This is a genomic window from Halomonas alkaliantarctica (genome assembly GCF_029854215.1).
GTDB classification, from domain to species: Bacteria; Pseudomonadota; Gammaproteobacteria; order Pseudomonadales; family Halomonadaceae; genus Vreelandella; species Vreelandella alkaliantarctica_A.
Genome location: NZ_CP122961.1, coordinates 1659878 through 1678310 on the forward strand (window position 1 = coordinate 1659878; position 18433 = coordinate 1678310).

The following is an 18433-nucleotide window of genomic DNA, read 5'->3' on the forward strand; positions in this document are numbered from 1 at the left end:
CTGGTGCCGCTTTTATGTTCAGGCCTGCGTGTTAGACGGGCAGGCGCATTAACCAAACTCAGCGGTGATGCTCTCTGCTAACAAATTTAATCGATTAGCTATCGATCAGCTAGTCACTAGCGCTAGACAAGACAGCTTTCCGCGCTCAGCTGGTGAACGATTTCGAATATAACAGTAAAGACAACGACCAGCAATTGACGCAATGCCTTTGGGTCTACGCTAGAATGCCGCTTTTAAGCAGGAGTAAGTAGTAATGTCCGAAGGGCGTGAAGTGCAGTGGGTGGATATCGCCCCGGAGCAAGCAGGGCAGCGGATTGATAATTTTCTCATGACGCGTCTTAAAGGTGCGCCTCGCGCGCTTATCTATCGCATCGTGCGAAAAGGAGAAGTGCGCGTTAATAAAAAGCGAGTGAAGGTCGATTACCGTTTGCAGGCCGGCGATTTAGTACGCGTTCCGCCGCTGCGTTTGGCACCTCGCGAGGCGGTGAAAGAAGTCAGTGATAATTTGCGCGACCTGCTGGTAGGCAGCGTTATCATGGAAGGCCCCGATTGGATGGTGCTCAACAAACCTTCTGGTTTAGCAGTGCACGGCGGCAGCGGGGTTAAGATCGGTTTAATAGAAGCGCTGCGCCAGGTACGTGATGATCTGAGTTTTCTGGAACTGGTTCACCGCTTGGATCGCGATACGTCCGGCTGTTTGCTGCTGGCCAAGTCACGCGATGCGCTGGTGACGCTGAACGAGTCGCTGAAAAAGCATGGCATGGACAAGCGGTATCTGGCCCTGGTCAGTGGGCGTTGGCCAGCGCGGAAAACCTATGAGAGCGCTCGGCTAGACCGCTTTGATGCCGGTAACGGCGAGCGGAGGGTAAGGGTGGATCCCAACGGCAAAGTGTCGCGCACCCATTTTTCGGTGGTCGAAACCTTCGAGAAAGTAACGCTGATAGAGGCAGAGCCAGTAACGGGCCGCACCCACCAGATTCGCGTACATGCCGCCCATGCGGGCCATGCGTTATTAGGCGACGATAAGTACGCTACCCGCGAAAGCGGTTTTCTCACCAAGCAATTAGGGTTGGGGCGTCTGTTTCTTCATGCGCGGGCGTTGACCTTTCCAGAGCCCACTAACGGCCGCCCGGTAACCGTCAAAGCGCCGCTGCCAGAAGCTCTGGAAGAAACGCTTAAGCGTGCCCGTCAATAACTCCTATTACCTTTTACAAGGAGCTGCCATGCAGTACGAGTTAATTATCTTTGATTGGGATGGCACCTTGATGGACTCGGTGCCGCGTATTGTGTCGTGTATGCAGGCGGCCGCCTTAGAAGCCGAGTGGGGAGCGCTTACCGCGGCTGAGGTGGAAGATATTATTGGCCTGGGGCTGCCCGAGGCAATTGCCAAACTCTGCCCGGGTATATTGCCTGCCCAGGCCGAGCGGCTTCGCGAGCGTTATGCGCACCACTTTGTGCAGGCTGATGCCACGCCGATGGCGTTTTTTAACGGTGTCGAAGCACATATCTCTCGTCTGCGTGGGCATGAGCAGCAGCGTTTGGCGGTGGCGACAGGTAAAAGTCGTCGCGGTCTTGACCGTATTTTTGCAGAGACCGGCAGCGGCGCGTGGTTTCATGCCAGCCGCACCGCGGATGAAACGCGTTCCAAACCGCACCCGCAAATGCTCTCAGAGCTGCTGGCAGAGCTCGCGGTGCCCGTCGAGCGGGCGGTGATGGTCGGCGATACCGAGTATGACTTGGAAATGGCTAGGGCACTGGGAATGGATCGGGTGGGTGTAAGCTATGGGGTGCATACGCCCGAGCGCCTGGCAATGAGCGAGCCCAAGTGGATTGCCCATAGCGTCGACGAGCTTTTTGATCGGTTATAAGGACATTTTATGAGTGACGATCCAACCCGCCAAGACGGTGCGCAAGGTGGCCATGACGGCCCGGCTAATGGCTATCGCCGGAACGACGATGACCGAAAAGACTCAGTTGATAGCGACCAGCCCAACGAGTTCAAGGAAGATCCTTGGACTGAAGGGCCCGAGGTTGCGTCGGGGAAAGGGGCTAATCAGATGTCTGGGGCGACAGGCGACGATGCGGAAACGCTACGCGAACGCCAGCGATTAGCGCAGCTGGAAATGATGGATCACTGGATAGGCGGCGTATTGACCGAACAGCGGCGTACCCGCCGTTGGAAGCTGTTTTTCCGTCTCATGTTTCTCGCTGTTGTGCTGGTGGCGCTGTCTGCCGTGCTTTATAGCCTGTTCTGGGATTCGCCAAGTGCCACCGCGCCCACCCAGCGCCACTTGGGTATTGTTGAAGTTAATGGGGTGATTGCTAGCGATTCGCCGGCCAATGCGGAGCGCATCATCCAAGGATTAAATCGTGCCTGGGAGGCGGAAAGCGCTGCTGCCGTGGTGCTGCACATTAATAGTCCTGGTGGTAGCCCCGTGCAGTCTCAGCGTATCTATGCGGAAATCATGCGCCTGCGCGAGCAGGGCGATAAACCGATTATTGCAGTGATTGAGGATATCGGTGCCAGCGGTGCTTATTACATTGCCGCAGCGGCAGATGAGATTGTTGCATCGCCGGTGAGCCTAGTGGGCTCAATTGGCGTGATTTACGCTGGTTTTGGCTTTGAGGAGGCGATAGAGCGCATTGGCGTTGAGCGCCGGGTGCTCACGGCGGGGGAGAATAAAGCGTTTTTAGATCCTTTTCAGCCGCTGGATGATGATGCCGAGGCGTTTTGGCAAGGGGTGTTGAGTGAAACCCATCGGCAGTTTATCGATGATGTCCGCGCAGGGCGCGGCGAGAGGCTCAGCGATAGCTCGGATATTTTCTCAGGCCTTATCTGGAGCGGTGAGCAGAGTGTCGAGCTGGGTTTGGTCGACCGGTTGGGCAGTCTCGAGCAGTTGTCTCGCGATCAAGTGGGTAACACTGACTGGGTGGACTATACACCGAGTCTTGATCCATTTGAGCGCTTTACTCGGCGCTTTACCCAGGTTGTCGCCGAGGTATTGGGTGTTAGTGCACCCAATACCCCGCTGCGCTTCTAGATTCTCTTAGCCTCTTGTGGTTAGCGTGCGCCAAGCGGGTCTAGGTCCGCTTGGCGCAACATGTTGCAGAGCGCAATCAGCGGCAGTCCAATTAAGGCGTTGGGATCTCGGCCTTCCAGTTTTTCAAACAGCGCAATACCTAGGCCTTCCATTCGAAAGCTGCCTGCGCTGTCTAGCGGCTGCTCTTTGGCAACATAGTGTTCGATCTCTTGCGTGCTAAGAGTGCGAAACACGACCTCGAATGGCTCGACATGCACTTGGTGGCGCTGGCTGCGTGTATCCAGCAGTGCTAAACCGGTTAGGAAGGTGACGCGCTGACCGGAAAAGCGGGCAAGGTTGGCGCAGGCTTTTTCAGCTGTGTGTGGTTTGCCAAGAATGTCGCCTTCAAACACCGCCACTTGATCAGAGCCTATAATGCAGTGATGAGGGAAACGAGCCGCCACGGCGTTGGCTTTGCTGAGCGCTAGTCGATGCACCAGAGCATGGGGCGTTTCGCCACTGCGGGGCGTTTCATCAATATCCGGTGAGTGGCACTGGTAGGGGATTTGCAGGCGATCCAGCAACTCGCGCCGCCAGCGTGAACTTGAGGCAAGCACCAGCTCTGCAGTTGAGGACTGAGCAGTTGATGACTGAGTGCTCGATGGCTCGGTCTTGGGTGATAAGGTCACAGTAAAACTCCTGGCTACATGGTGGCGCTAGTGCAACGTCAAAGCAGTAGAGTGTAGCGAAAGCTGCTAAACGTGCCTATGTTGGCTGTTTATAGAGGCCAGCGTTGTTTATTTATTGAGGAAACTATGAAAAATATACCGGCAGCTTTGACACCAGCAGGGGGAGTGCCTATCATTGCGCGCCTATGTTGACCTCACAACTCCCCAGTCGGGTGGAGCCTTATAAGCTCGCAGCCCGCCACGAACGAATCGAAGGCTTGGTAGCGCTTGATAAGCTGCCACGTCTTGCCGAAGAAGCGGGTGTCCAAACCGGCGACTGTCATGTCGTGCTTGAGTTTGGCGTCGATTCTCAAGGCCGTCGTGAAATTCGTGGCCACTTGCAAGCGACGTTGGCGCTTGCCTGCCGACGCTGCCTAGTGCCGCTGCCTCAAGAGGTGAGCAGTGACTTTCTGCTTGGAATGGTCACTGATGAAGCCTTAGCGGCCGAGTTGCCCGCTAGTCATGAACCGGTGCTGGTGGAAAAGGAACAGCTGGATCTTCTGACGGTGGTTGAGGATGAGTTAATTCTCAGCCTGCCCCAGGTGGTCTATCACGATGAAGCCGAATGTCATGTCTCGGCGGAGCAGCTGGTCAGCAAAACAGAAGGCGCGGCGTCAGAAACAACGCCAGCGACGAACCCTTTCGCGGTGCTGAATGTCTTGAAAGGCAAAAAATAAGCACCCTTTACCTTAAATACCTTGGAGTAAACCCCCATGGCAGTTCAACAGAACCGAAAAACTCGTTCCAAGCGCGGCATGCGTCGCAGCCACGATGCGCTGACCGCTCCGACGCTGTCTCAGGACAAAGAAACAGGTACGACTCACCTGCGTCACCACGTTTCTCCAGACGGTTTCTATCGTGGTCGTAAAGTGGTTGAGGTATAAGCCTCAACTACCTTAATAAGCGGCTAAACGGATTCAGTGCGGTATGCGCTTAGCGATTGATGTTATGGGGGGTGACCAAGGCCCTTGTGCGATTATCGCAGGCTCCGCAAAGGCGGTGGTGGAATTCCCCGGTCTTGAGCTGATTTTGTTTGGCCCGCGTCAGCAGATTATTGCTGAGCTTTCGCGCTTGCCGCAGCCTCTGGCTGCGGCAGCGTCACGTTTGGTGGCGCGTGATGCGCCCGAAAGTGTGATGGCGGGATCAACGGCTGCCTGGGCATTGCGCAGAGGTCATGCGACGAGCATGGCGCACATGCTGCAATGTGTCGCCGATGGTGAAGCGGCTGCCGGTGTCAGCGCAGGCAATACAGCGGCGCTTGTTGCCTTGGCAAGGCGCGAGCTGGGCATGGTCGAGGGCATCTCCCGGCCAGCGATCAGTACGGCGATTCCAGCACGCCAAGGGCGCCGCTGTTATCTGCTGGACCTAGGTGCCAACGTTGATTCCCCGGCTCATCAGCTGGTCGATTTTGCGCTGATGGGGGCGGCGATGGCGCAGTGTGTCGATGGCACGGTGACTCCGCGTGTGGCGCTACTCAATGTTGGTGCAGAAGCCACCAAAGGGAGCATTAGCGTACGTGAGGCTGACCGTCAGCTGCGCGAGCGTGCCAGTGGTAGTGCTTTTGACTATCAGGGCTATGCTGAAGGTGGTGATCTTTTCAAAGGTCAGCTAGATGTGGTGGTGTGTGATGGTTTTGTGGGCAACGCTGTCCTCAAGGCAAGCGAAGGATTGACGAGTATGTTGGTTGAACGCGTGCAGATGGCATTTGAATCGCGCCTAAGCGGTCGTTTAGCAAGCCTACTGGCCAAGCCTGTGTTAAAGCGCTTAAAACAAGAGCTTGATCCCGTGCGTTACAACGGGGCCAGTTTGTTGGGGTTGCGCGGTATCGTAGTGAAAAGTCACGGCAGTACTCATGCCGATGGGTTTTACTACGCTATCAGGCGTGCCTTGCAGGAAGTAGAACATAATTTACCTGCGCGGATCGCAGGCCGCTGGGGTGCGCCATCAAGTGCAAGCGATGGCGCCAATCAGCCATGATTAGATAATAAATAGCTAGTTTTTTTGCGGGGTTATAGGTGGCATCAGGATGTGCCAATAATCTCGAATATCGCTCATATGAGCAAATGCCTACAAGAGCAAAGGTGAACGACATGTCTCAACCCCTTGCCCTCATTTTCCCCGGGCAAGGCTCTCAGCAGCTTGGAATGCTGCGAGAGCTTGCCGAGCGTTATAGTGTGGTGGGAACGACATTTGAGGAAGCGTCGGATGCTTTGGGCTACGATTTGTGGAAAATCGTGCAAGAAGGCCCCGAAGAATCGCTTAATGCAACTGCCTGCACCCAGCCTGCACTGCTCTCTGCAAGCGTCGCTATTTGGCGAGTGTGGCAAGAGCTAGAAGGCCCTCGACCAACTGTCATGGCGGGGCATAGCCTAGGCGAATACAGCGCTATGGTGTGCGCAGGTGTCATGAGCTTTGCCGAAGGTGTCAATTTAGTGCGCCTGCGCGGAGAAGCCATGCAGGAAGCGGTGCCGGCAGGTGAAGGCGGCATGGCGGCGATCCTGGGTCTGGCGGACGACGCGGTTGAAGCCGCCTGTGCTAAGGCGGCCCAGGGCGATGTTGTTTCAGCGGTTAACTACAATTCCCCAGGGCAAGTGGTGATAGCCGGTGCTAAAGCGGCCGTTGAGCGGGCGATGGTTGCCTGCCAAGAGGCCGGTGCCAGGCGCGCCATGGCATTGCCGGTTTCCGTGCCCTCGCACTGCGCGCTGATGCGTCCTGCGGCTGAGCGCCTGTCCGCGGCTATACAAACGATTGAGCTGCGAGCGCCGCGCTATACAGTGATCCAAAATGTCGATGCGCAAGCTCATGCCGATACCGCGACACTGAGCGCGCGACTCATCGAGCAGCTCTATCAGCCAGTGCGCTGGAGCGCCTGCGTGGAAGCAATGGCGGGCCAGGGCGTGGAGATATTTATTGAGTGCGGGCCAGGAAAGGTGTTGACTGGTCTCAATAAGCGTATCGTGAAGGGTAGCAAAGGGTTGGCGGTCAATGATCCCGATAGCCTCGAGGCAGCGCTTGAGCTAGCGCGTGAAACGTTGGCTGATAAAGCGTGACCAAGGGGTGTTTTATTTCGCTATCCTCGCTTGATTATACGGTTAGAGGCAGAACGTTATGACGCAAGAGAGTAGAGTTGCCCTGGTAACAGGGGCGAGTCGCGGTATTGGGCAGGCCATTGCTCGCGAGCTGGGTCGCCAGGGGCGTATTGTGATTGGTACTGCGACAAGCGAGTCTGGTGCTGAGAAAATTGATGCCGATTTGAAAGAGCACGGTTTTCAAGGGGCCGGTCTATGCCTTAATGTGACCGATCAAACCAGTATCGATAGCGTGTTGAAAACCATTACTGAGCGCTTTGGTGCGCCAACTATTTTGGTCAACAACGCGGGTATCACCCGTGACAATTTGCTGATGCGTATGAAAGAAGACGAGTGGGACTCCGTCATGGATACCAACTTAAAATCTGTCTATCGTGTTAGTAAGGCGTGTTTGCGGGGTATGACTAAGGCGCGCTTTGGGCGTATTGTGTCGATCAGTTCTGTAGTGGCAACCATGGGCAACCTAGGCCAAACTAACTATGCTGCAGCTAAGGCTGGCATGGAAGGCTTTAGCCGCGCTTTGGCACGTGAGGTCTCCTCCCGTGCAATTACGGTCAATGCAGTGGCGCCGGGCTTTATTGCCACCGACATGACCGAGGCACTACCGGAAGCACAGCACGAAATGTTGCTTAAACAAATTCCGTTGGCCCGTTTAGGGGCGCCGGAAGAGATCGCCGCAGCAGTGGGCTTTTTGACCAGTGATGCAGCCGGTTATATCACTGGTGAGACGCTTCACGTGAATGGCGGCATGAATATGCGTTGATGGCCTTGGGCTTCGCGGTTGCGTCTACCCAAGGGCGTCTATAAACTACCCCGCAGCTTTTGGCTTGCGGTTTCCAAATAGCTGGTTATCAAAAACGGCTAATGTGAACGACTGGAGTACGTTAATGAGTACTATTGAAGAGCGCGTTAAGAAAGTTGTAGCAGAGCGCCTGAACGTTAAAGAAGAAGACATCCAAAACAGCTCTTCTTTTACAGAAGACTTGGGTGCTGATTCGCTCGACACCGTTGAGCTGGTAATGGCTTTGGAAGAGGAATTCGATACAGAAATTCCCGACGAAGAAGCTGAGAAGATCACCACGGTTCAAGAAGCCATCAATTACGTGAACGCCCACCAGTAAGGGCTGCGTCGATGCATCGAACCAGGGTGGGGTGCTAATTACCCGCCTTAAGAGCCGTCCTTTCCCAGGGCGGCTTTTTTGCTTTGCAGCCACAATGCTTATAACGTTCAATCTCCGTTATACTGTTGACCAAATTTAAGCAGCAAATGACCCAAGTGGGTCGCGTCACCATGGATGCCTGGAGGAAAGCTGATGGCACGGAAAAGGGTAGTGGTAACTGGGTTAGGCCTGGTGACCCCAGTGGGTAATAGCGTTGATGAGTCGTGGGCCAACATTGTGGCCGGTAAAAGCGGTATTACGCCTATTGAGCATTTCGACACCAGCGGTTTTAACACCCGCTTTGGTGGATCGATCAAAAACTTTGATATTAGTCCGTATCTGAATCCTAAAGATGCCCGCAAGATGGATCTGTTTATTCAGTACGGCATGGCGGCGGGGGCTCAAGCAGTAGAAGATTCCGGTATTGAGTGCACCGAAGAGAATGCCGACCGTATCGGTGTGGCTATCGGCTCAGGCATCGGGGGTCTACCCATGATTGAGCATAACCACAACGCACTAAACAAAGGTGGTGCTCGCAAGGTGTCGCCATTCTTCGTGCCGGGCTCTATCATTAATATGATTTCGGGCAATATGGCGATTCAGCACGGCTTCAGAGGCCCGAACATTGCCATTACCACCGCCTGCACAACGGGTACCCATAATATTGGTTACAGCGCACGCACCATTGCCTATGGCGATGCGGACGTGATGATCTGCGGTGGCGCTGAAATGGCCACTACGCCGCTAGGTCTGGGCGGTTTCTCGGCAGCTCGCGCGCTCTCTACACGTAATGACGATCCAGAAGCGGCAAGCCGACCGTGGGATGCTGATCGCGATGGCTTTGTGTTATCCGACGGTGCCGGTGTGCTGGTGCTGGAAGAGTATGAACACGCCAAGGCGAGGGGTGCCAACATCTACGCCGAGCTGGTGGGCTTTGGTATGAGCGACGACGCTTATCACATGACCTCACCGCCGGAAGATGGGCGTGGCGCAGCGCTCTCCATGCGCAATGCGATCAAAGATGCCCAGGTTGATGTTGCTTCAGTTCATTACATCAATGCCCACGGCACCTCCACTGCTGCAGGCGATTTGGCAGAAAGCCGTGCCATTGAGAACGTCCTGGGTGGCGCTGCCAACAGCGTGGCCGTGAGCTCCACCAAGTCGATGATTGGTCATCTGTTGGGTGCCGCCGGGGCGGTAGAGGCGGTGTTCAGCATCCTGGCGATTCGTGATCAGGTCGCACCTCCCACGATTAATTTGGATAATCCGCAGGAAGGCTGCAACCTCGACTACGTGCCGCATACCGCACGGGATATGCGCATTGATATGGCGCTCTCAAACTCCTTCGGCTTTGGTGGTACCAACGGCTCGCTGCTGTTTAAGAAGGTGTAGCTAGCGATGCTGCCGCCTACGTTATCGGATGATCAATCTGTGCCGTTTGATGATCGTGGGCTGGCGTACGGGGATGGCCTCTTTGAAACGGTACTGTTGCGCGCGGGAAAGCCAGTACTGTGGCGCTATCACACTGCACGTCTGGCGAAGGGCTGTCATCGCCTAGGGATACCGTTACCTTGCCAGCAAGCGCTTGACGCCACTTGGCAGGGCGGCCCCACCGCTGAATTCGAAGTGCTAAAGCTCATTCTGACGCGGGGCAGTGGCGGCCGTGGCTATGCCCAGCCCGATCAGGTAACGCCGCATCTGCTTAGCCGTCGAACGCCGTTTCAACCATCGGTTGAGCGCTGGCAGAAGGGGGTGGCGGTACGTCTTTGCGACTTGCAGCTTGCCCGTCAGCCCCGGTTGGCGGGTATCAAGCACTTAAATCGACTGGAAAACGTGCTGGCCCGCCAAGAGTGGAGCGATGCCACTATTGCCGAAGGTGTGCTGGCCGATAGTGAAGGTCTTGTCGTAGAAGCCACTAGCATGAATGTTTTTTGGCAGCGGGCGGGGGAGGTGTTAACGCCTCAGCTTGATCAGTGCGGCGTGGCTGGCACGCTGCGCGCTGCATTGCTTGAACACGGTGCTATCGCTCTGGCTTCGCTTTCGCTTCATCAACTCGCTAATGTCGAACGACTCTGGGTGGCAAACTCTGTCCAGGGTGTATGGCAAGTTACTAAACTATTCGCAGCGGATGGCTCGCTGCTACAGTCCTGGCCCTTGAGTCAGCCAGACCCGTTCCAGCGCTTGGCGCATCAGCTATTGGGTGTTACTTAAACAGCAATGTTTGTTTAGATATCGGCCTGTAATTTTCTCAGAGGTGTCATGGTGAAACGGTTATTAACCGCTTTAGTGGTGTTAGTGTTGGTTGGCGCTGCAGCTGCAGCAGGCGGTTATTTCTATTGGCAGAGCCGACTAGAGGCACCGCTAACGATTGATGAGCCAATGCTTTACCAAGTGCCGTCTGGTGCGGGCTTTAATCGGGTAGTGGCGCAATTGGAAGAGCAGGGCGTGCTGGAAGACGCCTGGGCGTTTCGCTTGCTAGCGCGGGTCGAACCGGAGCGCGTGCCGCAGCTGCGTACCGGTGAGTACCAACTCTTGCCGGATATGAGCGGTCTGGAAATGATGGCACTGTTGGGTAGCAATAAGGTGGTTACCTACTCGCTGACCATTCCAGAGGGCTGGTCTTTTCGACAGATGCGCGAGTTGCTCGATGCTGCGCCGAAACTCGACCATCGCACTGCGGCGTTGAGCGATGCAGAGGTGATGACGCTACTCGACCGAGAAGACACCTTCCCCGAAGGCTGGTTCTTTCCCGATACCTATCGTTATCACCTGGGTATGAGCGATGTTGATATCCTGCGCCAATCATTGGAGCGGATGGAGCGAATTCTTGAAGACGTTTGGGAAGAGCGCGCGGACGACCTAACCATTGAGACTCCCTACGAGGCGCTGATCATGGCCTCGTTAATTGAGCGGGAAACCGGTGCGCCCGAGGAGCGGCGCGAAATTGCCGGAGTTTTCAAGCGCCGCATGGAGCGGGGCATGCGGCTGCAAACTGACCCGACGATTATTTATGGGATGGGTGAGCGTTATGAAGGGCGCATTACCCACGCCGATATCCGCGAGGCCACGCCGTATAACACTTATGTGATTGACGGAATACCGCCCACGCCGATTGCCATGCCGGGGCGCGCCTCCTTAGAGGCGGCGGTGAATCCATTACCTGGCGAGACGCTCTATTTCGTTGCTCGTGGGGATGGTACACACCACTTCTCGCGTACGCTGCGGGAGCATAACAATGCCGTTAATCGCTATATCCGCAACCGATAATAGCCATGACTGATCACCACATTAAGGGAGCATGATGAGTAAGCGTGGACGCTTCATTACGCTGGAAGGCGGCGAAGGCGTGGGTAAATCCACCAATGTGGGCTTTGTCGCCGAGTGTTTGGAAGCCGAGGGTCTGGAAGTGGTGCGTACCCGCGAGCCAGGCGGTACCGAACGTGGCGAAGCTATTCGCGCACTGCTGCTGGATCCTGCACCCCAAGAGCCGCTGCACGTCGACGCTGAGCTGCTGCTAATGTTTGCCGCGCGAGCGCAGCACTTGGCCGAAAAAATACTCCCCGCCTTGGCGAGAGGGGCGTGGGTAGTCTGTGATCGCTTTACCGATGCCACCTTTGCCTATCAGGGCGGTGGGCGAGGCATTGCCAAGGAGCGTATCGCCGTGCTGGAAGATTTTGTTCAGCAGGGGCTGTCGCCCGATTTAACCCTGCTGCTCGATATGCCCAAAGAGGCTGCAAAACAGCGCTTAGAGTCGCGCCTGCATGATCGCCGCGAGCAGCGGGATAGATTCGAGCAGGAGCAGGCTGACTTTTTCCAGGCAGTGCGGGATGGCTACCTGGCACGAGCGGAAGAAGCGCCGGAGCGCTTTGCGGTGATCGATGCACAATACGCACTGGATGAGGTACAAAGCCAAATCCGACAAGTCCTATTAACGAAGGTTGCTGCATGGCGTTAACCGGCGTAATGCCATGGCATCAAGCCACGTGGCAGCATTTGACCCGCTTGGCTGATAGTGGGCGTATGCCTCATGCGCTGTTAATTCACGGCGCCCACGGCGTGGGTAAGCAGCAGTTGGCAGAAGCGTTAATTGCGCGAACGCTATGCGCCTCGCCTGCGGACCAAGCCTGCGGCCACTGCCATAGCTGCGCGATGCTCGCATCGGGCTATCACCCAGATCTGCTGCGGGTCTCGCCTGAAGAGGGTAAGCGCCAAATCCGCATCGACCCGATTCGCGAGGTTAATCGCTTTGTTTCGCAAACGGCTCAGCAGGGCGGTTACCGGGTAATTGTGGTTTCGCCCGCCGAGGCAATGAACGTTGCCGCCGCCAATGCGCTACTCAAAAGCCTTGAAGAGCCCGGTGATAAAACCCTGTTTATTCTGCTCTCAGACGTGCCTTCGCGGATGCTGGCGACGATTCGTTCCCGCTGTCAGCAGTGGTCACTGCCCAGCGTTGACTTTGAGGCGTGTCGTGGATGGTTAATTGAGCAGTTGGGTAGCGCCGACGAAGCCTACTTCTGGTGGCAGGTAGCGGGTGGCCTGCCGCTGCTCGCCTTAGAGCTTGCGGCACCCGAAGAGCGCGCCTTGCGCCATCAAATTCACGACAGTTTTGAGCAGTTGGTGCGCGGAGCCGAGCCTGTTTCAGAGGCTGCACGCCTGGATCGCCAGGCGATTGATGCCATCTTGTGGTACGGTATCGCCTGGCTGGAAGACCTGATCCGTCTCGGTTTATCTGGGGAAGGGGCTGTGTTGCATAACCCCGATCTAGAGCCGCTCTATCGTCAAGCAGTTAAAAATGGCCGCGTTCAGGACTGGTTTCGCCTGCTCGACTATGCCCGCGAACAGCGGCGATTGTTGGCAGTGGGGGCAAACCCCAATCCTCAGTTAGTGCTTGAAGCATGGTTGGTGCGATGGGCGGCACTGCTTCGCTCATAGCGGTATTTGTTCAATCTCCCACGGCTGTTCAAAACAGTGCAGCGAGGTCGTCATGGCAGCTCAGAAAGCGCTCTCTCTAACGGTACCGGACGTGTCGACTTTGCTTTCCGCGTACATGCCTTTTCTGGATCGTGGAGGGATTTTTGTACCTACTCAGACCCCTTACGCGCTTGGTCAACAAGTGTTTTTGCTGCTCACACTGCCGGGTGAAAGCGAGCGCCTGTCTGTGACCGGTCAAGTGGTGTGGGTATCGCCGGAAGGGGTGAGTGGCCGCCGTATGCCGGGCATCGGCCTGCATTTCAGCCAGCAAGACTATCCTGTGCGTGACCGAATCGAGACGCTGCTTGCCGGTCAGTTAGATAAAGCAGCTCCATCGTTCACGCTCTGAATCAAACCGTCGCTTACGCTTTGAATGCAATGATCATTGTGTTTATGGCTTAGCCGTTGTCGAGACCTGTATGTTTGTTGATTCACACTGTCATTTAGATCGTTTATCCGACCAGACCCATGGGGGCGATATAGCCGCCACCCTGGCAGCCGCTCGTGCTGCCCACGTCAGTCAATTTCTTGCTGTAGCGGTTACGTTAGAAGATATGCCGCAACTGGCGGCCATTGCCCGCGCCCATCACGATGTGGCAATTTCCGCTGGATTACACCCCTTGCACCACAGTGAGAGCGAACCCAGCGTTGCGGATATTAAAGAGGCCGCGGAGCAGTATGGGGCGGTGGCTATCGGTGAAACAGGCCTGGATTACCACTACCAAGACAGCGTGCCTATCGAGATTCAGCACGAGCGCTTCAAGCGTCACTTAATCGCTGCGCGTGAGTTAGAGCTGCCGGTGATTATTCATACCCGCGAAGCCAAAGAGGAAACCTTGGCCTTGCTGCGTGAATATAGCGACCCGCGCGTGGGTGGTGTATTACACTGTTTTACTGAAGATATGGCGATGGCCCGTGAGGCGGTGAGACTGGGTTTTTATATCTCGCTATCGGGGATTATCACGTTTCGCAATGCTGCTCCGCTGCGTGAACTTGCCCGTCAGCTTCCGCTGGATCGCCTGCTGATTGAGACAGATAGCCCTTATCTAGCACCCGTTCCTCATCGCGGCAAGCCCAACGAGCCTGCTTGGGTGGTGCAAGTGGCTGAATGCATCGCCCAGGAGCGGGGCATCAGTGTCGATGAAGTGGCCATGCAGACGACCGCCAATTTTTATCAGCTCTTTCGTGCCGCGGCTCCCGATGCACCGGAACACGTCAAAGAGGCGCTGGCGCACTCTGGGCTTCTGTAACCGATGCGCCCTGAATACGCTCAAGCGAGGTGGGCGAGATGAATATTGATCGATTGCTGCAGCAAGGTAGCGGAGACGAGGAGCGCGCTGGAACTATTCCACCGCTCGATGACTGGCACCCAGCGCTCTCTGGCGATATGAATATCGTTATTCACGCCGACGGTAGCTGGTCGCACGAAGGCCAGCCGTTTGCCCGCCCCAAGGTAGCACGCCTATTGGCAACGCTGCTGCGCCTTGATGACGAGGGCTACTGCCTGGTCACGCCGATGGAACGCTGGCGGATAAAGGTCGAAGACCTGCCGCTGGTGGCAGTCGAAGCTGACTTCCGTGACGGTGCCTGGTGGTTTATCACTCAGTTTGACGATGTTGTTCGTTTAGACGCCAAGCATCCGCTCTCTATCACCTTAACCCCTCAAGACGAGGCGGTCCCGCAGTTGCCGGTGCGTTTTGGGCTGGCGGCTAGGCTGCACCGCAATGTCTATTACCAACTGGTTGAGGCCGCGGAAGCCCGAGAGATAGGAAACGGTAAGAGTGAACTAGGCCTAGAGAGTGCCGGGCAGTGGTTTGTGCTGGGGCAGATTGATAATGAGCTGATTGGCGAGGCGCCGTGAAGTTAACCGCTGAGCAGCAAGCCGTTGTCAATCACCCGGCGGGGCATGCAAGGGTGGCGGCAGTGGCCGGGGCAGGTAAAACCACCACCATGGCCGCCCGAGTGCTACATCTATTGGCCAGTGGCGTGGCGCCAAAACGTATCCTGGTGCTGATGTTTAACCGCTCTGCGAAGGATGATTTTCAGCGTCGTTTAGCCGCAATGTCATCTAACGGGCAGGTATTGCCCGATGTCCGCACCTTTCACTCCCTGGGGCACCGCTTAACTCAAAGCTTATGCCGCTGGGGCGCGCTTGCGCCGCGCCAGCTATTGTCCGCCGATTGGCAGCTGGAAAGGCTGCTTCGCCAGGCGAGTCTTAATGTACTGCGTGATACAGTTGAGCGCCGGGATGCAGCTCTGGAAGGGGATCGGCTAGAAACCTTAGCTCACTTCTGCGGCTTGGTTAAAGCAGAAATGATCACTCCGGAAGCGCTCTATGAGCGGCTGAATTTTGACCCCGATACCGACTACTTTCCAGCGGCGTTTGCCGAAGCAGAAAGGCTATTGGAGGCGGAAGGCGTGATGACCTATGCCGATCTGCTTTATCGTCCACTGTTGGCGCTAGAAGCGGATAGTGCCTTACGTGGCCGCGTTGAGGGATTTCTCGACCATGTCATTATTGACGAGTATCAGGATATTAACGCCGCACAGCAGCGACTTTTATCCGTGTTGGTGGGTACTCGTGCCGAAGTAATGGCAGTCGGCGATGCCAACCAGTGTATTTATGAGTGGCGCGGTGCCAAACCCGACACCATGCTGGAAAATTTTACCGCTACCTTTGGCGAGGCAACCGATTACCCGCTATCGACCACCTTTCGGCACGGCCATGCGTTGGCGCTGGCCGCGAATCATGCCATTGCCGCTAATCAGCGCCGTCCTAATCAGCTGTGCCTTGCCGCGGCTAATAACCCGGAGACCCGCGTTTCAGTTGGCCAGGGGAGTCGTTTGCTACTTGACGCGTTGATGGACTGGCAGGCCCAGGGGCGGGCGTTTAACGAAGCCAGCTTGCTGGTGCGCAGCTGGGCGCTTTCGGTACCGTTCCAATTGGCGCTGCTACAGGCCGGGATACCGTTTCGGCTTCAGCGCGAGGATCGTTTTGTTTTTCGTCTGCCGCTGGTGCAGGCCTTGGCGGGGTATTTAAAGCTGTCGCGTCGTCCTGACCTTCTGCGCGACCCGCAGCAACTACTGCTGCTGCTTTCACAGCCGACCCCCTTCGTTGCCCGCGAGCGACTACAGCGTTTAGCCCAGCAGCTGGCCACTACCCAGCAGTGGCCTGAGCGGCATGACCCCATATTAACGACGTTAAAGCCGATCCAACGGCGCACACTTAAAAAACGCTGGGTGCTGCTTTGTGAGCTTCCACAGCTAAGTGCGTGGCCACCCGCCAAGCTACTCAGGCATGTGGTGGAAAGCATAGAGGCGGAAAAAACGCTTAAGCGTGCGGCAGCAAGGCGGGACAAAGGCGAAGAAGATGTTCGCTTACTCGACGTGCTGATTGAACAAGCGCAAAGCGTGCAGGACCCAGATGCGTTTATCGAGCTGCTTGAGCGCCCGGTAGAAAACCAGGCGAGCGGCGTGCTGATTAGCACCGTGCACGGTGCCAAAGGGCTTGAGTGGCCGCTGGTTGCGGTGGCTGGGGTTAACGAAGAAGACTTTCCCCACTACAGTCGCGATAACCCGCTCAGTGATGAACGCCTTGAAGAGGAGCGGCGGCTCTTCTACGTGGCCATCACTCGCGCCCAAGAGCAGCTATTAGTGCTCCATGATGGGGGCGTGCACCGCCCTAGTCGCTTTATTGCCGAAAGCGCCTGGCAGGATAGTATGCGGGTAGCCTCTTGCTTAGCCAGTCAAAGTCCGCCAGCGGCTTCGCTGCAAGTGGCATCTGTGCGGCTGGTTGAGCGCTATCTAGCGCGGCTGGGGCGCGATGATATTGTGCTGGCTGCGACTCAGGTTGAAGAAGCCAAGGCAGGTTATTCGACAGATACTCGTTTTTACCCTGGTCAGCGCCTTCACCATGCAGTGTTTGGTGAGGGTGAAGTGGCGGCGGTAGAGGGGAGTGCCAGCGACCCGGTCATTGATGTGCGCTTTGATCAGGCAGGGCGCAGGCGGCTTATTGCCCGCCGCGCACCCATTGAGCTACTCGAAAATGGTTCAACGCTTGCTGGGTAAGTCGAGGGTGAGCCAATATGACACACTTTTTTACATTTGACGTCGAGTTAAGCTTTAGGACAGTTTGACTTAGCTTGGTCCTGCCGATTTAATACCTACACTCCCACCTAACTAATACTCAGCAGCTCATAACATAATTACTTATGAAATAGGGAACGGGCATGGTAAGGCAAGCCACCTGGCTCTGCGCCATTTTGATCTTCACCCAAAGCGGCACCTTGCTTGCTGACAGCACGCTGCCTAGCCTAGGATTTAATGGTTTTGGCACTCTTGGAGTTGTTCACTCTGACGAGCAGAACGCTGACTTCGTGGCTGACCCCTTCGCTTCAGAAGGTGCAGGGTATAGTCATGATTGGAGCGCTGAAGTTGATAGCCGCTTAGGCCTTCAAGCTACGTTACGTATGACGCCTCAGCTCTCCTCCGTTTTGCAGGTCGTCAGCGAAAAGCGATACGACGGCTCATTCGCACCTGAAATTGAATGGGCCAATGTTCAATACGACATTACCCCTAATTTTAGTTTCAGAGTTGGGCGTATGGTGCAGAGCTCATTTATGTCCTCTGAACACCGTAAAGTTAACTACGCCACGCCTTGGATAAGACCACCGCAAGAAGTTTACCGTTTAATCCCGGTGGCTAATTTTGATGGCGTTGATGTGCGCTATCGATACCACAGTGGGAGCAGCACTAACGAACTGCAGCTGAATTTTGGTGGTGGCAGCGCTGATTACCAAACGGGTAGTATCGACGCCAGCGACTCTTGGGGAATTTCACACCGCACTCATTGGGGGGACACTACTCTGTTTGCCAGCTACGGCGAGCTGAAAGTGAGCGCGGATGAACTTTCACAATTCTTCGATGCATACCGTCTCTTTGGCCTATCTGGTGAAGAGCTTGCTAGCCGCTACGAAGTTGATGGCAAGCGCACGAGCCTACTGAGTTTAGGGGTGGGTTATGACCCTGGCTCATGGTTTGTTATGGGAGAGTGGGCGCGCTCTTCGTCTCCTTCTCTTTTAGGGGACCATGAAGGGGCTTACATGACTTTCGGCTACCGTATAGCCGAGTGGACGCCGTATGTGGGTGTGGCGCGAGCAAAAATCACCAGCAATACGTCAGAGCCGGGGTTGAATGCTGCCCTTTATCCATCGCCCTTTGCCGAAGGCGCGCAGTTACTCAATGGCGTATTGAATGAGTTCATATCCAGCGGAATGCAGCAAGAGAGTATTACGCTTGGGGCTCGCTGGGATTTTAGGCCAGGTATGGCTTTTACGGCCCAGTACGATCATATCGATATGCGTTCGGAGTCATCGGGGGGGCTGATCAATCAACAGCCCGAGTTTACCCCAGGTGGACGCATTAACTTGTTCAGCCTTGCGCTCGACTTTGTGTTTTAAGGAGAG

At 55.8% G+C, this 18433-nt stretch carries 20 protein-coding genes; 19 read left to right on the forward strand and 1 reads right to left on the reverse strand.

The genetic code is table 11. The features are described from left to right. Positions 1-253 precede the first annotated feature (253 nt). The 3 genes from QEN58_RS07485 to sppA are packed head-to-tail and all read left to right on the forward strand — an operon-like array spanning position 254 to position 3041. Positions 254-1195 (forward strand): RluA family pseudouridine synthase, encoded by a 942-nt coding sequence (locus tag QEN58_RS07485; protein ID WP_280106488.1) that lies wholly within the window; start codon positions 254-256, stop codon positions 1193-1195. A 28-nt stretch (positions 1196-1223) separates the two neighbouring features. Beyond that, positions 1224-1868: an HAD family hydrolase gene (locus QEN58_RS07490; protein WP_280106489.1), complete on the forward strand. Its 645-nt coding sequence runs from the start codon at positions 1224-1226 to the stop codon at positions 1866-1868. A 9-nt stretch (positions 1869-1877) separates the two neighbouring features. Beyond that, entirely contained in the window at positions 1878-3041 is a 1164-nt protein-coding gene (sppA, locus tag QEN58_RS07495) for a signal peptide peptidase SppA (protein WP_280106490.1), read from the forward strand. A 20-nt stretch (positions 3042-3061) separates the two neighbouring features. Here sppA and QEN58_RS07500 read toward each other — a convergent pair whose 3' ends face one another. Further along, a complete protein-coding gene (locus QEN58_RS07500; protein WP_280106913.1) occupies positions 3062-3637 on the reverse strand; it encodes a Maf family protein in 576 nt (191 codons plus the stop codon). 257 nt (positions 3638-3894) lie between these two features. Here QEN58_RS07500 and QEN58_RS07505 point away from each other — a divergent pair, with 257 nt between their 5' ends. The 16 genes from QEN58_RS07505 (at position 3895) to QEN58_RS07580 (ending at position 18427) form a co-directional block, all read left to right on the forward strand. Then, on the forward strand, positions 3895-4425 hold the full coding sequence (locus QEN58_RS07505) for a YceD family protein (protein WP_071692875.1): 531 nt from the start codon (positions 3895-3897) through the stop codon (positions 4423-4425). A gap of 36 nt (positions 4426-4461) precedes the next feature. Beyond that, positions 4462-4632 (forward strand): 50S ribosomal protein L32, encoded by a 171-nt coding sequence (rpmF, locus tag QEN58_RS07510; RefSeq protein ID WP_007114757.1) that lies wholly within the window; start codon positions 4462-4464, stop codon positions 4630-4632. A 43-nt stretch (positions 4633-4675) separates the two neighbouring features. Next, positions 4676-5725 (forward strand): phosphate acyltransferase PlsX, encoded by a 1050-nt coding sequence (plsX, locus tag QEN58_RS07515; protein ID WP_280106491.1) that lies wholly within the window; start codon positions 4676-4678, stop codon positions 5723-5725. Positions 5726-5838: 113 nt separating this feature from the next. Then, positions 5839-6798: an ACP S-malonyltransferase gene (fabD, locus tag QEN58_RS07520; protein WP_280106492.1), complete on the forward strand. Its 960-nt coding sequence runs from the start codon at positions 5839-5841 to the stop codon at positions 6796-6798. Between the two features lie 58 nt (positions 6799-6856). Further along, positions 6857-7600 carry a 3-oxoacyl-ACP reductase FabG gene (fabG, locus tag QEN58_RS07525; protein WP_280106493.1) on the forward strand — a complete coding sequence of 248 codons (744 nt, stop codon included), beginning with the start codon at positions 6857-6859 and terminating at the stop codon, positions 7598-7600. Between the two features lie 124 nt (positions 7601-7724). Next, positions 7725-7958, forward strand: coding sequence for an acyl carrier protein (gene acpP / locus QEN58_RS07530; protein WP_040481615.1), 234 nt, complete (start codon positions 7725-7727; stop codon positions 7956-7958). Between the two features lie 192 nt (positions 7959-8150). Further along, positions 8151-9389, forward strand: coding sequence for a beta-ketoacyl-ACP synthase II (gene fabF / locus QEN58_RS07535; protein ID WP_280106494.1), 1239 nt, complete (start codon positions 8151-8153; stop codon positions 9387-9389). Between the two features lie 6 nt (positions 9390-9395). After that, on the forward strand, positions 9396-10208 hold the full coding sequence (pabC, locus tag QEN58_RS07540) for an aminodeoxychorismate lyase (RefSeq protein WP_280106495.1): 813 nt from the start codon (positions 9396-9398) through the stop codon (positions 10206-10208). Positions 10209-10256: 48 nt separating this feature from the next. Then, a complete protein-coding gene (gene mltG, locus QEN58_RS07545) occupies positions 10257-11264 on the forward strand; it encodes an endolytic transglycosylase MltG (protein ID WP_280106496.1) in 1008 nt (335 codons plus the stop codon). Between the two features lie 34 nt (positions 11265-11298). Next, the gene (gene tmk, locus QEN58_RS07550) at positions 11299-11952 is read left to right on the forward strand and encodes a dTMP kinase (RefSeq protein WP_280106497.1); all 654 of its coding nucleotides are present in this window, start codon (positions 11299-11301) and stop codon (positions 11950-11952) included. Then, positions 11943-12929, forward strand: a complete 987-nt coding sequence (locus QEN58_RS07555) for a DNA polymerase III subunit delta' (protein ID WP_280106498.1) — start codon at positions 11943-11945, stop codon at positions 12927-12929. The genes tmk and QEN58_RS07555 overlap by 10 nt, the downstream gene beginning before the upstream one ends. Positions 12930-12981: 52 nt before the next feature. Next, complete coding sequence (locus tag QEN58_RS07560) at positions 12982-13317, forward strand: PilZ domain-containing protein (protein ID WP_280106499.1); 336 nt, start codon at positions 12982-12984, stop codon at positions 13315-13317. Between the two features lie 70 nt (positions 13318-13387). Next, complete coding sequence (locus tag QEN58_RS07565) at positions 13388-14218, forward strand: TatD family hydrolase (protein ID WP_280106500.1); 831 nt, start codon at positions 13388-13390, stop codon at positions 14216-14218. A 38-nt stretch (positions 14219-14256) separates the two neighbouring features. Continuing rightward, positions 14257-14829, forward strand: coding sequence for a DUF1285 domain-containing protein (locus QEN58_RS07570; protein WP_280106501.1), 573 nt, complete (start codon positions 14257-14259; stop codon positions 14827-14829). Further along, positions 14826-17036: an ATP-dependent helicase gene (locus QEN58_RS07575; protein WP_280106502.1), complete on the forward strand. Its 2211-nt coding sequence runs from the start codon at positions 14826-14828 to the stop codon at positions 17034-17036. Before QEN58_RS07570 ends, QEN58_RS07575 begins: the two co-directional genes overlap by 4 nt. Before the next feature lie 161 nt (positions 17037-17197). Continuing rightward, on the forward strand, positions 17198-18427 hold the full coding sequence (locus tag QEN58_RS07580) for a porin (protein ID WP_280106503.1): 1230 nt from the start codon (positions 17198-17200) through the stop codon (positions 18425-18427). Positions 18428-18433 lie beyond the last annotated feature (6 nt).